Source organism: Metabacillus kandeliae (assembly GCF_021166585.1).
GTDB classification, from domain to species: domain Bacteria; phylum Bacillota; class Bacilli; order Bacillales; family Bacillaceae; genus Metabacillus_B; species Metabacillus_B kandeliae.
This window is the reverse complement of the sequence record NZ_JAJOZE010000014.1, coordinates 82,790-97,353: the sequence shown is the minus strand read 5'-3', so window position 1 is coordinate 97,353 and position 14,564 is coordinate 82,790. Positions and strand designations below refer to the sequence as shown.

At 47.7% G+C, this 14,564-nt stretch carries 13 protein-coding genes; 5 read left to right on the top strand and 8 right to left on the bottom strand.

All coding sequences use genetic code 11. The annotated features are described in order from the left end of the window. Positions 1 to 187: 187 nt before the first annotated feature. Positions 188 to 1,066: a nucleotidyltransferase-like protein gene (locus tag LRR81_RS19370; protein WP_231791056.1), complete on the bottom strand. Its 879-nt coding sequence runs from the start codon at positions 1,064 to 1,066 to the stop codon at positions 188 to 190. Positions 1,067 to 1,287: 221 nt separating this feature from the next. On the opposite strand from LRR81_RS19370, the gene LRR81_RS19365 reads away from it, so the two are divergent. Next, the gene (locus LRR81_RS19365; RefSeq protein ID WP_231791055.1) at positions 1,288 to 1,644 is read left to right on the top strand and encodes a YgzB family protein; all 357 of its coding nucleotides are present in this window, start codon (positions 1,288 to 1,290) and stop codon (positions 1,642 to 1,644) included. Positions 1,645 to 1,666: 22 nt separating this feature from the next. On the opposite strand, the gene perR is transcribed toward LRR81_RS19365, so the two are convergent. The 7 genes from perR to LRR81_RS19330 all read right to left on the bottom strand — a co-directional run bounded on the left by perR (position 1,667) and on the right by LRR81_RS19330 (position 6,739). Continuing rightward, positions 1,667 to 2,101: a peroxide-responsive transcriptional repressor PerR gene (perR, locus tag LRR81_RS19360; RefSeq protein WP_408631629.1), complete on the bottom strand. Its 435-nt coding sequence runs from the start codon at positions 2,099 to 2,101 to the stop codon at positions 1,667 to 1,669. A gap of 203 nt (positions 2,102 to 2,304) precedes the next feature. Continuing rightward, positions 2,305 to 2,820 carry a DinB family protein gene (locus LRR81_RS19355; RefSeq protein WP_231791053.1) on the bottom strand — a complete coding sequence of 172 codons (516 nt, stop codon included), beginning with the start codon at positions 2,818 to 2,820 and terminating at the stop codon, positions 2,305 to 2,307. A 332-nt stretch (positions 2,821 to 3,152) separates the two neighbouring features. Next, positions 3,153 to 3,620: a thioredoxin-dependent thiol peroxidase gene (gene bcp / locus LRR81_RS19350; protein WP_231791052.1), complete on the bottom strand. Its 468-nt coding sequence runs from the start codon at positions 3,618 to 3,620 to the stop codon at positions 3,153 to 3,155. Positions 3,621 to 3,684: 64 nt separating this feature from the next. Then, entirely contained in the window at positions 3,685 to 4,086 is a 402-nt protein-coding gene (locus LRR81_RS19345; RefSeq protein WP_231791051.1) for an ion channel, read from the bottom strand. Positions 4,087 to 4,138: 52 nt separating this feature from the next. Beyond that, on the bottom strand, positions 4,139 to 4,924 hold the full coding sequence (locus tag LRR81_RS19340; RefSeq protein WP_231791050.1) for an ABC transporter permease: 786 nt from the start codon (positions 4,922 to 4,924) through the stop codon (positions 4,139 to 4,141). A gap of 3 nt (positions 4,925 to 4,927) precedes the next feature. Further along, positions 4,928 to 5,719, bottom strand: coding sequence for an ABC transporter permease (locus LRR81_RS19335; protein WP_231791049.1), 792 nt, complete (start codon positions 5,717 to 5,719; stop codon positions 4,928 to 4,930). Then, on the bottom strand, positions 5,720 to 6,739 hold the full coding sequence (locus tag LRR81_RS19330) for an ABC transporter ATP-binding protein (protein WP_231791048.1): 1,020 nt from the start codon (positions 6,737 to 6,739) through the stop codon (positions 5,720 to 5,722). It abuts the gene before it with no gap. A 170-nt stretch (positions 6,740 to 6,909) separates the two neighbouring features. Between LRR81_RS19330 and LRR81_RS19325 the strand changes: the two genes are divergently transcribed. From LRR81_RS19325 to LRR81_RS19310, 4 genes are all read left to right on the top strand, one after another. Next, a complete protein-coding gene (locus LRR81_RS19325; RefSeq protein WP_231791047.1) occupies positions 6,910 to 7,572 on the top strand; it encodes a sigma factor-like helix-turn-helix DNA-binding protein in 663 nt (220 codons plus the stop codon). Between the two features lie 222 nt (positions 7,573 to 7,794). Then, positions 7,795 to 8,370: an ATP-dependent Clp endopeptidase proteolytic subunit ClpP gene (gene clpP / locus LRR81_RS19320; protein WP_231791046.1), complete on the top strand. Its 576-nt coding sequence runs from the start codon at positions 7,795 to 7,797 to the stop codon at positions 8,368 to 8,370. Positions 8,371 to 8,436: 66 nt separating this feature from the next. Beyond that, positions 8,437 to 9,729 (top strand): glutamate-1-semialdehyde 2,1-aminomutase, encoded by a 1,293-nt coding sequence (locus tag LRR81_RS19315; RefSeq protein ID WP_231791045.1) that lies wholly within the window; start codon positions 8,437 to 8,439, stop codon positions 9,727 to 9,729. Positions 9,730 to 10,048: 319 nt separating this feature from the next. Next, the gene (locus LRR81_RS19310; protein ID WP_231791044.1) at positions 10,049 to 14,521 is read left to right on the top strand and encodes a glutamate synthase-related protein; all 4,473 of its coding nucleotides are present in this window, start codon (positions 10,049 to 10,051) and stop codon (positions 14,519 to 14,521) included. Positions 14,522 to 14,564: the final 43 nt, after the last annotated feature.

Below are 14,564 nucleotides of genomic sequence, written 5' to 3'. Positions count from 1 at the left end.
GTGTGAAGTCATTCTTATAGGTAAGAACTCGTTTCACTTTCGTGTCAATCGCTCAGAGGCGACTTTCTCAATATATCATTTACTCGAAATGATGTCAACACTTTTTTTAAAATTTTGTCGCTGCCGTTAGAAGCAAGTTAGCTATTCAGCCAGCAGCGACGTTTATTAATATAACATCGTCATAAACCTACGTCAACAAGTTTTTTGCAACTTTATACGCCCGGTGATAAATCTCTTGTCCTTTTGTTTCAATGCGCACCGTGTGAATCAGCTGCTTTTCAATCAAAAACTCAATTAAAATGCCGAGATCGACAGAGTAGTATTTAATTTCAGGATGCTCCTGCAGCTCGGCAAAATACCAGATTTCTTTTTCTTCCATAATGGAAAGAAGATGAGCTGCACCGATCTCCGCTTTGGAATGAATCAAAAAGTCACTCGCAAGAAACAAAAGCTCCAGCCGCTTTTCCAAAGTCTCTCCGCTGTCAATGAGCTCCTGATACAGCTTATATACCTGCGGCTCAATCTGGCGGACCTGGCTCCAAACGGTGGTTTCAGGGTAAAACCCGTTATCGATCACTTCAAGCCTTGCCAGATGATGAAGGGCGTGAACGATATGATTGTATGCATCAAGAAATTGTTTTGCTTCAAAGAACTTTTTCCCTTCCAAATACCTTCTGATCAGCTTGCTGTATTCTAATCCAATTTTCAGCTTTCTCTCTGAAAAAGGGAACGTATGTAATTTATCAATTAATTGGGCGAGGTATTCATTTCGGTCAAAAAGAAGTTTCCCATTCATCAGCCAGTCTACAATTCTTCTATTCGTCCCAAGAAGAATCCATTCCCTGATCTGCTTGTCTGTCACAATATGCAGGGATGCCTGCTGGCCCTCGAATTCATAATGCTTGATGTACACCGGGCTGTCTGCTTCCTTCACAATAATAAGAAGCGCTGCATCAAAGTTGTCTGTTTCAGGAGATGTCTGGTTCCTTCTTTCCACCATAATGACAGCCAGTGTATCAGGGTGGCTTGCTCTCTCCTGATAAATAGGTCGGAGAATGTTTTCCATTCAGTATTCCTCCATGCAAGTTTCAGTTTTCTGTTACTTCTACAGCGTGCTTTCATTTCCCTTTTCCATAATCGGAATTACCTCTCTTCCTTCCTGAAATGCACGTATTGCATCACCGGATAACGCCTGTTTGGAGCGAAAAAGTTTTCTGGCGGCAACTTCCATTCTTTGACACAGCTTGTCCTTTTCCTGTGCTATAGTTAGGATGAGGGGGATGGGAGATGGCTCAAAAGTATTCAAGCAAAATTAATAAGATCAGAACGTTTGCCTTGAGTCTGATCTTTGTCGGGTTTTTCGTTATGTATATCGGTGTCTTTTTCAGAGAATCGGTGATTGTCATGACCATATTTATGCTGCTGGGGCTTTTGTTTATGGTAGCGAGCACCGTGGTTTATTTTTGGATCGGCATGCTGTCGACAAAAGCCGTTCAGGTTATTTGTCCGTCCTGCCAGAAGCCGACGAAAATTCTCGGCCGGGTTGATATGTGCATGCACTGCAGGGAGCCGCTCACGCTTGACCGGTCTTTAGAGGGCAGAGAATTTGATGAAAATTACAACCGCAAAAAAGCGAAAAGCTGATAGATGGCCTCTATCAGCTTCTTTAATGGGCTTTTTTTCTAGCACAATCATCACAAGTCCCGTATACTTCCATCCGGTGGCTGTCCACCTTGAACCCAGTCACGTGTGCTGCAAGGTGCTCCACCTCGTCCAAGCCTGGATAATGAAAATCCACAATCTTGCCGCAATCATTGCAGATCACATGATAGTGATCGCTTGTTACAAAATCAAACCGGCTTGAGGAATCTCCGTATGTCAGTTCCTTAACAAGCCCTACTTCTCTGAAGACTCTCAAGTTATTATAAACAGTTGCTACACTCATATTGGGAAATTTGCCTTCCAGTGCTTTGTAAATATCGTCCGCAGTTGGATGGTTCATGGATTGAATCAAATACTCCAGTATCGCATGACGCTGGGGGGTGATGCGGACTCCTGTCTGTTTCAGTGTATCAATTGCTTCTTTTAACTGTTCAGTCATCGCCATGCACCTCTCATTTAAAAAAAGAATCATTATATGGCAAGCTGTTATCCTGCGGCTAGTGGATCAATAACCCGCAAAAAACATTCTTACTTTATAATATTTATAATTAGTGTACTCTCATAAACAGCATTTTGTCAATGTTTACCGCGTTTTTCTTAGGTAAAAACTCCCCATTTTAACCATATGATTCTCATTCTCTTTTATGAATCGCTGGCCAGATATCTTTCTTTCAAAATCCTTTTATGGTGAAGCTCATGGCCGGCAATCACTGCTGCCAGTCCTCTGACTGTAAAACGGCCGTTATTTGCCGTGCCCTCTTTTTCCCACGCAGAGCCTGGCAGCATTTTCAGCAGTGCAAGCGTTGAACCTCTGACAGCTGAAAAACTTTCCAGAAGCTCTGCCATAGAAAACCGGTTAAACTCCGCTTCCCTTACATATTGCTCGTCATTATACCCCGGAAGCGGCGTACTGTCTCCCCTGCTGAAGCGCAGCAGCCTTTCAGACATGATCCGTTCTGTATCCGTTATATGTCCGATCACTTCTTTTACTGTCCACTTTTCCTCTGCATACGCGCTCCCTGCTGTTTCTTTTGAAATGGACGAAAGCAGACTCACTGTTTCTTCACGCTGCTTCAGGAGCACTTCCTTTATATCCCCATTTGGAACAAGACGGACGTAATTATTGTAAATCTCAGGATAATCTTTTTCTGAAAGCATGCTTCTTCCCCCTATTTTTTATATCTATGTTAAAGAAGAATGTTAATTTTTGAACACCTGTTGATTGAAGTGGCAGGCGGGAGACTCCTGCGGGAGCAGCGGGACAGGTGAGACCCCGCATGCGCAAAGCGCAGAGGAGGCTCACTGCCCGCCCCGCGGAAAGCGGACGCCTGAAACGGAAATCAACAGCCGAATTTAAAAAGCCTAAAAAAAAAGCGTGCGGTTTCCCGCACGAATCTGCACTAACATATGAGGAGGTTATGCCTTCCCTCCTACTATACGCAAAGCTTGTGCAAAGCGGCTGGTTATAAGCCTGGCCTTTTAAAAAAGGGCTATTGCTGCTCTTTAATAAATTGCAGCGCTTCTTCTACATGCCCGGACACTTTCACTTTACGCCATTCCTTCAGGAGGTTTCCTTCTTTATCAATGATAAAAGTGGAACGCTCAATCCCCATGTATTCTTTGCCGAAGTTTTTCTTCAGCTTCCATACTCCATAAGCTTCTGCTGCTTGATGGTCTTGATCCGCAAGAAGCAGAAACGGAAGATCATGCTTACTCTTGAATTTTTGATGGCTTTCCTCCGGGTCAGGGCTGATGCCGATGATGACCGCATCCAGCTCCTCAAAGCTTTTGTGCTGATCCCTGAAGTCGCAGGCTTCTGTTGTGCAGCCTGGTGTCATGTCTTTTGGATAAAAATAAAGCACAGCATATTTCCCTCTGAAATCAGATAATTTCACTGTTTCTCCTGCATCTGACAATAGTTCAAAATCCGGTGCCTTGCTCCCTGTTTCAAGCGCCATTATGTACCCCTCCAGCTATGATTTTACTAAAAGGGTAACCAATTCTGCCTATTAATACAACTTTCTAGCGTCTTTCAAGACCATAAACTGTCCTGGCAACAATGACTACCGGCAGTATATAGCCTGTCATCGCCTCTAATACAGCAACAAGCCGGCCGATCCCGACAGGCACCATTTCCCCGTAGCCGACAGAAAACAGCGTAATAGCACTGAAATACAGGCTGTGGTATAAAAGCTCCACATAGTTTCCTTCGGCAGGTACACCGTTAAGCTCAAGGATATCCAAACCTCCATGGAGGAAAAGCAGATAAATCATGCCGAAGCCGATCAGGATGGACAAATAAAACAGGAATACCGTAAGAATGACCTCAAGCGACATAAACTCCTGCTCTTGAAAGGCCTTCACAGTGATTTTGGCTGACATGTACAAGCAGAATACGGTAGCTGCTCCGATGATCCATTCCATAGCGCCACGCCCTTGTCCGCTCTTTTTACCATCTATATGCGGAAAACAGGGCTCAGTTTCCAGCTCCCCTGTATTTTTTCACCCCTGTGTTCCAAACAAACACAGCGAGTGCGAAAAATAAGATGCCGATCACAGGTGTGGTAAAGGAATAGGCATACCACTCTGCTTTTCGCAAAAAGTAAGCGGCAGGATACATGCCAACGAAAGCAAACGGCAGAATCCAAGTCAGGACGAACCGGATCGCCTTATGGTAAATGTCAACCGGATAGCGGCCGTAGTTGCTGATGTTGTACATCATCGGAATGATGGATGTGCGCGAATCAGAGTAAAAGCTGATGCTTGCGATCATAACGAAAATGCCGGCATACACAAGCGCTCCGCCGATCACAAAAAAGATAAACACAAACACATCATACCAGTGAAAAACAAGGTGCAGCTTGACGGCAGCATAAGCCATAATTGCAAGGCCTGTGACAGCGCCTGATAATGATTCAAGCTCCATCCGCTCCAGTACAACCTGAAACAGGCTGTGGATCGGCCTTGTTAAAATCCGGTCCATTTCGCCTTTTACAATATACCGTTCGTTAAAATCCCAAATATTGAAGAAAGCTCCGAACAAGGCATACGGAACAAGATAAAAGCCGTAAATAAAGATGATTTCTTCCCTGTTCCAGCCGCCAAGAAGCTGGGTATGTCCGAAAACAACCAGGATAAAAATGAGGTTAACTGCCTGAAACAGCCAGTCTGAGAAAATCTCGACAAGCGTATCTGCTCTGTACTCAAGCTTAACCTTGATATACTGGCCGACATATTGAAATAACATGGAAACGTAAAACATGCCTCAGCCCCCCTGGATGACCATTTGTTTTTTTGCAGCTGTCCACAGCAGCTGGATCGGAATCAGCAGTATCACGCACCAGACACCCTGAAACAAGAGAGACTGCAGGAATTTGTCCCCTGCTATTCCTTCTGTAAAAATCATGCTCGGAATATAGCTGATCGCCTGAAACGGAAAGAACTTCATGATTTCCTGCGCCCAGCCCGGGTAGAAGCTGATCGGCAGCAATAGTCCTGAGAACAGGTCCACACAGACCCGCTTCGCTCTGATCAGCCCGTTATTGTTGAAAAGGAAAAACGTCATCATCCCTGTCAGAAGGTTAATCTGCGTATTGATGACAAAACTGAAGAAAAGCGACAGCATAAAAGCAAGCCATGTTCCCGGATGGGAGGATATTTTCATTGGAAAAATGAAATAAACAACAATAAGGCCTGGCAGCGAGAAAAAGAACAGCCGGAAGACGCCTTCGCCGAGCGCCTGCATCGTTTTCATGCCAAGGTAGCTGTAGGGGCGGATCATTTCAACCGCCACTTTTCCCTCCTTGATTTCCTGGGCAATCTCCGTGTCGATGTTGTTGAAATAAAAGGCTCTCGCCATCCATGACACAGCGATATAAGACGTCATCTGGATTACGCTTAAGCCCTGCATCGTCCCTTTGCCGCCGTATATGGCCGTCCAGAGAAAATAGTAGGCGCCGATGTTAATGCTGTAGATCAGAATGCCTGTATAGTAATTCGTCCGGTAAGCGAGCATCATCAAAAAGCGGATGCGGATCATCTCGAGGTACTTGTCCATTTAATAGCCCCCTGCCACATTGCCTTTTTCATAAATGTTGCGGATGATTTCTTCTGTTGAAATTTCCTTAATGCTGAGGTCGACGATTTTATGGGCGCCGACAATCCGGCCGATCAGTTCACTCATCTGGGCTTCCTGATCTGTCACTAAAGCAGACCATGTGCGGTCCTTTTCACTTTTTTGCCATGCTACCTGAAGGTCTGATGTAATGAAGGCAAGATCCTTTTCAGCCACATCACCTTCGAAATGAAATTGAACCTGCTTGCTTTCGCCAATGTCCTTTCTCAGGTTGTTCAGCAGCCCGTCGTAAATGATTTTTCCTTCATCAAGCATCACGACCCGCTCACACAGCGCTTCTATGTCAGTAAGATCATGTGTAGTTAACAGAATAGTCGTTTTGTACTTTTCATTCATTTCTTTTAAAAACTGCCGTATCTTCAGCTTTACAAGCACATCAAGCCCGATCGTCGGTTCATCCAGAAACAGTAGCGGCGGATTGTGGATCAGCGCTGCAGCGAGCTCGCATCTCATCCGCTGACCCAGCGACAGCTTCCGCACAGGCTTATCGAGCAAAGGGCCGATATCAAGCGTTTTGATGACATGATCCATGTGCTCGTTGTAATCCTGATCAGACACCTTGTATACTTTTTTCAACAGGCGGAACGATTCCTGAACAGCAATATCCCACCAGAGTTGCGAGCGCTGGCCGAACACGACCCCGATCGTCTGGACGAATTTTTCCCGCTCTTTATGCGGATTCATGCCGTTTACAGAAACAGAGCCTGCTGTCGGATTGAGTATGCCCGTCAGCATTTTAATGGAGGTGGATTTGCCCGCTCCATTTTCGCCGATATACCCGACCATTTCGCCTTCATGAATCGTGAACGAAATATCATCAACCGCTCTCATCACTTTATAGTTGCGGGTCAGAAGATCCCGAAAAGCTCCTTTTAGCCCCTGCCTGCTTGAGTACGACTTAAATTCCTTGCGAAGATCTGTTACTTCAATAATTTTTTTCATTCATATTCCCTCCATTGATTCACAACGATAAGTTTATCCGATTACCGGCATCTCAACAATGAAGATGCAGGATATCAGCGGAAATTTACATATACTTAACAGCACCCGTATCTTTTTTACATTCTCATTCGTTCTATAAATAGAGGTGCACCTTAAAGGAGTGAAAAGCTTTGAAACGAATTGCTGCGCAGCAATCACAAAAGATTTCAAGCAACGTGAAAAATGAGAGCCAGACAGAAGCCAAATACACGTCCCTTTTCAAATATTGCCTCATGCTGACCCGAAACAAGTGGGAAGCAGAGGATCTTGCCCAGGAATCCCTGCTGAAAGCCTTAGAGAAATACGGCTGCCTTGACGGAGCACCGCTCGCGCTGCTATCCAGAATCGCCTACAACGAGCGCATTGATGCATTCAGAAAGTCCGCTTGCAAAACAGAGTGCAAAGAGCATGCAGAGGATAGTGCGAGGAAGCTTGATGGAGCATTTATGGCTGCCGAATATCTCATGAAAAGCCTGACTCCGAAGCAGGCGGCTGTATTTCTCCTGAAAGAAGCGTTCCTATATAAGACGGAAGAAATCGCTGACCTCCTCGGCACAACAAAGGAAACAGCAAAGTCGCTCCTGTACAGAGGAAGACAGCGCCTGAAGCGGCAGCCTGAAGAACGCGATCCTTCGTGGGAAAAAGAGGATGAAGAAGTGTGGAAAGAGGCCATCTCTGAAGCTCTTTTCACAGAAGATCCCGAAAAACTAGTTGCCCTTGTTCAAAAAGAAGAGCCGACAGCGCTTCTATCCTATAAAAAATCATCTTCACCAATGATGTTAATGGCAGCATAAGGGGGAACCCTCCCCCTTTGCTATAACTGCAGCGTTAATTTCTACACACCTGTTGATTGGAGTGGCAGGCGGGAGACTCCTGCGGGAGCAGCGGGACAGGTGAGACCCCGCATGCGCTTAAGCGCAGAGGATGCTCAGCGCCCGCCCCGCGGAAAGCGGACGCTTGAAACGGAAATCAACAGCCTATTTTAAAGAGCCTGAAAACTAAAGGGGGATCCCGCAATGAGCACAATACCTTATGTCGTAGAGCAGACAAAATACGGCGAACGTTCCTATGATATTTATTCAAGGCTGCTAAAAGACCGCGTCATTATGATCGGTGAAGAGGTAAACGATCAAATGGCGAACAGCATCGTTGCCCAGCTGCTTTTCTTAACAGCGGAAGACAGCGAAAAAGACATTTCCATCTATATAAACAGTCCAGGCGGCTCCATTACGGCCGGCTTCGCGATATTCGATACGATGCAGTACATCAAGCCAGATGTCCGGACGATCTGTCTTGGCATGGCCGCTTCCATGGGGGCGATGCTTTTAATCGCTGGAACAAAAGGCAAGCGCTATGCCCTTCCGAACAGCGAAATTATGATACATCAGCCTTCAGGTGGTGCAAGAGGCCAGGCAACAGATGTGGAAATAACAGCCCGACGGCTGCTGAAAGCAAAGCAGGATATTAACCGGATCATTTCTGACAGAACCGGCCAGCCGGTTGAAAAGGTGGCGCTTGATTCTGAGCGGGATTATTTTATGACAGCACAGGAAGCGCTTGATTACGGAATCGTGGACGAAATCATCCGCTAGAAAGGGCAGTCCTCCTGAAAAAATGCTAAACTAGTAAACGTAAAATTGCATTTTAGGAGGACCACCATGAATTTCACGAAATCAGAAGCGCTTCATCAAGAAGCATTAGAGCACATTGTCGGCGGGGTGAACAGTCCATCCCGCTCTTATAAAGCAGTTGGCGGCGGATCGCCGGTCGCAATGGAAAAAGGAAAAGGCGCCTACTTCTGGGATGTGGACGGCAATAAGTATATTGATTACCTTGCCGCATACGGGCCGATTATTACCGGCCACGCCCACCCCCACATCACAGAGGCGATTACGAAGGCTGCTGAAAACGGCGTTTTGTACGGCACGCCGACAGCGCACGAAGTGAAGTTTGCCAAAATGCTGAAAGAAGCGATGCCGTATCTTGATAAGGTGCGCTTCGTTAACTCCGGAACAGAAGCTGTCATGACGACCATCCGCGTCGCAAGAGCTTATACCGGCCGCGATAAAATCATCAAGTTTGCCGGCTGCTACCACGGCCATTCCGATCTTGTCCTTGTGGCAGCAGGCTCAGGCCCTTCCACACTCGGCACACCGGATTCTGCCGGCGTACCGAAAAGCATTGCGAAGGAAGTCATCACGGTTCCCTTCAATGACCCGGACTCTTTTAAAGAAGCAATGGATAAATGGGGCAGCGAAATCGCCGGCGTGCTTGTGGAGCCGATTGTCGGAAACTTCGGCATCGTTGAGCCGCTGCCAGGCTTCCTGGAGGCTGTCAACGATATCGCCCACGCTGCAGGCGCCCTTGTGATCTACGATGAAGTCATCACGGCTTTCCGCTTTATGTACGGCGGTGCGCAGGATCTTCTCGGTGTAAAGCCTGATTTGACCGCAATGGGTAAAATCATCGGCGGCGGGCTTCCAATCGGCGCTTACGGCGGCAAAAAGGAAATCATGGAACAGGTTGCTCCTCTTGGCCCTGCTTATCAGGCAGGGACAATGGCAGGCAATCCAGCCTCCATCTTATCCGGCATCGCCTGCCTTGAAGTGCTGAAGCAGGAAGGCGTTTATGAAAAACTCGACAGGCTTGGCACCATGCTTGAAGAAGGCATTTTAAAGCATGCCAAAACACATGGTGTCACCATTACGGTGAACAGGCTGAAAGGCGCTTTGACAATCTACTTTACAGATGAAAAAGTCATCAACTACGAGCAGGCTGAAAAAACAGACGGCGAAACCTTTGCTAAGTTCTTCAAGCTTATGCTGAACAAAGGCATCAATCTTGCTCCGTCCAAATACGAAGCCTGGTTCCTGACAACTGAGCATACCGAAGAAGATATCCGGGTGACGCTTGAAGCTGTTGAAGAAAGCTTTAAAGAGCTGAAAAACTGAATAAAAATACAAAGTTATTCAAAGAGGAAATCTTAGGATTTTCTCTTTTTTCTTTCTCCTTTTATTGAAACCGCTTCCAATAAGGAAGCGCTTAGCACTTTAGTCCTTTAACGCTCCTCTTCAGTCAGCTTATCCATGCGAATGACTGTATAAATAATTGAAAAGATTTTCTGACAATGGTATGATTGACATTACAATTCTGAAAATTTAATATATTGTCAATTCTAAGAGATTGGCAGAAAAATAAGTACCCCATATCAGCTTCAGGAGGTGAAGGCTTGCAGGAACCGGAAAACCCCGGTCCAAAGAGCCGCATAGCATGACTCAAAAATGGAATCCAAGTTTATTTAAAGAGTATCATCATGCCGAGCATGATGCTTGCGGAATTGTCTCTGTGCTCGAGAAGAGGCGCATTCCAACGAGGGAAAACATTGATCAGTGCATTGATGCTCTCGTTACGATGAATCACCGCGCAGGATTTATTAATGATGAAGGCGACGGTGTCGGCATCCACATTGACATTCCGAAGGCGCTATGGAAGGATAAGCTGCAAAAAGCAGGAAAAGAAGCAAGCCTTGCAGACCGCAGCGATTTTATTGTGGCTCACTTGTTTTTATCGAGGCACGGCAGCCAGGCTGCATCAAAGGAAACGGTGCTGAAAGCATTCAGCGAATACGGCCTTGAAGTGGTGTTTGAGGATGACAAGGTCACCGATTCCCTAGCGCTAGGCCCGATCGCTTCCCAGGAAGAGCCTCTCTTTTGGCAGGTTGCCCTAATCAGCAATTCCCCTCAGTCCCATCTTTCCAAAACATTGTTTGAGCTAACCATCCATCTGGAAAAAGACGAACACGTTCATGTGGCATCACTCAGCACCTATATCGCGGTTTATAAGGTAATGGGAGCCGGTGATATTCTTCCGAAATACTACCTGGACCTTGCAAGCCCGCTTGCTGCTTCTGCGATGACGCTCGGCCATAATCGCTATTCAACCAATACGCTTTCTAACTTTTTCAGGGTGCAGCCCTTCAGCATGCTCGGCCATAACGGAGAAATCAATACGATTGCAAAGCTTCGCGATGAAGCGCGCATGATTCACGCTCCGATTACGATCGGCGGCAGCGACTCTCAGGATCTCAACAGAACGATTGAAACACTTGTCTGCCGTGATGGCTACAGCCTGTTCGAAGCAATGGACGTGCTTTTCCCGCCGATTATGAATGAGATTAAAGCATACAAGCCTCATCTGCAGGACTTGTACGCGTATATCCGTGAAGCATGGGGCCATTTTGCGCAAGGTCCTGCCGGCATTATTTCCCGCTACGGCGAAGAAGCTGTCTTCAGTGTTGATGCACTCGGATTGCGCCCGCTGTGGAAAGTGGAAACAGAAACAAGCTTTATCTTTTCATCAGAACCAGGCATTATTCCTGTTTCCGAGTATACAGCAGAGCCAAAGCCGCTTGCGCCTGGCGAAAAAGTCGGCCTGAAATGGAACGGTGATGACCTTGAAGTGTATGACTACCCTTCCTACCAGGAAGCCGTTTATGAGATGTTCTCAAAGCGGGTCAGCCTGGAAAATTACCGGAACCACATCACATATCCTGTCAGCTCCGGCCAGTTTTCCGCAGCGCCTGTGACAAAGGTTCATAACGGCCAGTACGCTGCTTTCGGCTGGGACCGCGAACACATTCAGCAGCTTGAGCAAATGGCGGATAAAGGCGTTGAGCCGATTCGCTCACTCGGCCATGACGGCCCGCTCGCAGCCATTCAGGACGGGCGGAAAAACCTGGCTGACTACTTTAAAGAAAGTGTCGCTGTTGTCACAAACCCTGCCATTGACCGCGACAGGGAAACGGAGCTGTTCTCCACTCGAACAGTTATTGGAAAGCGCCCTTCTCTTTTTGAAAAGCATGAGCGCAGCATGGTTGTAGAGCTGCCGTCCCCGATACTGCTTGAAGGACAGCTTGCGAGCCAATCAAGCGGTGAAACAGGACAGCTTCCATATGAAGAAGTGGTAGAAAAATTTTCGAAAAACAGGCAGCTCTATCTTCTGCAGGCTGTGTTCACAGAAGAGGAAGAGCTGCGGGATGCACTTGAGCGTCTTTCCATAGAAGCAGTTGAAGCCGTTAAGGATGGCGCTGCCCTTCTTGTTATTGATGACGGTTTGGCGCATAGCGACGGAAAGCTTTGGATCGATCCGCATCTTATCACAGCCTATATTGACCAGGCGCTTGTGACGGCAAAACTGCGCCGCGAAGCGAGCATTCTGCTCCGTTCCGGCAGCATCCGCTCCCTGCATGACGTGATCACGGCATTTGGGTTAGGCGCAAACCTGCTCAGTCCTTACTTATTGTTTGCGACAGTTGCTGAAGAAGAAACGCTGAAGCCTGCTGTGAATCTTTTCGGCGCGATGAACAAAGGGCTTGAAAAGGTCATTTCAACAATCGGCATTCATGAGCTTCGCGGGTATGGCCGCTTGTTCTCTGCCATCGGACTAAATACAGAGGTTGAAGAAGCACTCGGCATTGTGAACTTCCTCGGATCAGCTGAACTGAAAAACAATTTTGAGAGCATGAAGCAGGATGCGATTCAGCGGGCGCAGGAATTCCAGGATGAAAAAGCGCGTCCAGGAAAAACGTTTCATATTTTCCCGCGGATCTGGAAAGCGATCGGCGACATGGCTTCTACAGGCGAGTATGATGCCTACAGAGAAAAAATCTCCGAGCAGGAGCAGGCCAATCCGATTGCGATCCGCCATCTGACAGAACTGAAAAAAGCACCATCTTCCCTGCCGCAGGAAAAAGTGGACGTCTCAGTCGGCGAGCACAGCCTGCCGTTTATCATTTCTTCGATGTCCTTCGGCTCCCAGAATGAAATTGCCTTCAGGGCCTATGCGGAAGCCGCCGACCAGCTGAACATGATCAGCTTAAACGGCGAGGGCGGGGAAATTAAAGATATGCTCGGAAAATATCCGCGCACACGCGGACAGCAGATTGCCTCAGGGCGGTTCGGCGTGAACGCGGAGCTCTTGAACTCTTCCAATCTATTGGAAATCAAAATCGGCCAGGGTGCAAAACCCGGCGAAGGCGGTCATTTGCCGGGATCAAAGGTAACAGCCAAAATTGCGGAAGCGCGGAACGCCACCATCGGTTCTGACTTGATTTCACCGTCCAATAACCATGACATCTATTCCATTGAAGATTTGGCGCAAATGATCACAGAGCTGAAAACCGGCAATGATCAGGCAAAGGTTGCCGTGAAAGTGCCGGTTGTACCGAATATCGGAACAATTGCAGTCGGCATTGCCAAAGCCGGCGCTGACATTATTACATTGAGCGGCTTTGACGGCGGAACAGGTGCAGCGAGAATTCATGCGCTTCAATATGTAGGATTGCCGGTAGAAATCGGTGTGAAATCAGCCCACAATGCCTTGCATGAAGCTGGCCTCCGCCATAAAGTCGAGCTTTGGGCTGACGGCGGCATCAAGAGCGCCGAAGACGTTGTGAAAGTGATGCTTCTTGGCGCCAACCGAATCGGCTTTGGCACACTGTCCATGATTGCGATCGGCTGTACAACATGCAAAGGCTGTCACTTGGATACATGCCACGTCGGAATTGCCACTCAAATTGAGTCAGAGGCTCAGGCAAAAGAGCACGGCCTTCGCCGCTTTGTTCCGCGTGAATACGGACGCGCAGTCGGCGGTCTGATCAACCTTTTCACAGCCTTCGGCAAAGAAGTGCAGGCACTTGCTGCCTCAATGGGCATTGACCGCCTGCAGGATCTTGTCGGCCGCTCTGATCTGCTTGTTCAGTCAAAAGCCCATGACAGCATGGACCTGTCCCTCCTGCTTGAAAACCTGGATATTCCTAACATCGCTCATCAGGAAGTGGCAGCAAGCACACAGGAAAACAGACTCGCTGTTGCTGCAGGTGCGGAGTATCTGGATTTGAGAGTAGAAGAGCTGCACGAATCCAGAAGCTTTTCAAGCGTTACCTCCAGCCAGCGCGTTCTCGGAAGCCGCGTTTCCTGCCACAGGGTGCGCGGAAGACTGGATGGCTCTTATACAGCGCTTGACGATGTGAACCTGGAATACCGGGACGGCTCTGTACCTGGAAACGGACTTGGCGCCTACAATACAGCAGGCATTAACATTTCCGTTGAAGGCGGCTCACAGGACGGCACAGGAAAAACCTCTTTCGGCGGCTCCATCCGCGTCCTGAAGGCTAAAGGAGCGGACGGCAGCTATTACAGCGGATCAGTCGGCAAAGGCTTCGGCTATGGCGCTCAGCACGGCCTCCTTCTTGTACAGGGGAATGCTGATGCCCGCGCCGGAATCCGTCTCTCCGGAGCTGACATGATTATCGGCGGCCAGCTGGAACAGCCGATTCCTGAACAGGAATATGGCAACATCGGCACTAACAGCAACATCAAAGGATTTGCGTTTGAATACATGACAAACGGACGCGGACTTGTTCTCGGCGATCCGGGACCATGGATCTGTGCCGGCATGACAGGCGGCGCCGTCTATGTACGCCACCAGCCGGAAATGGGTCTCACAAAAGCTGCCATCGAAAGACGTGTAGCAAAAGGCGCTAAAATCAATGTGCTGAGCCTTTCCGAAAAAGGAAAAGCAGATGTGAAAGAATTGCTCGGTACTTACATCGAAACTCTCAGAAGCCACGGGCAGAGCGAAGAAGCCCTTTCTCTTGAACAGCTGTTAACAGAACCTGAGAAGCATTTCTTTGAACTGATTCCTGTGAAGGAACAGGCGGATCCTTCTGTTTCTACGGAGTGATTGAGTAGAATATTTGAACTGGAATACCGGGAAGACATTCTTT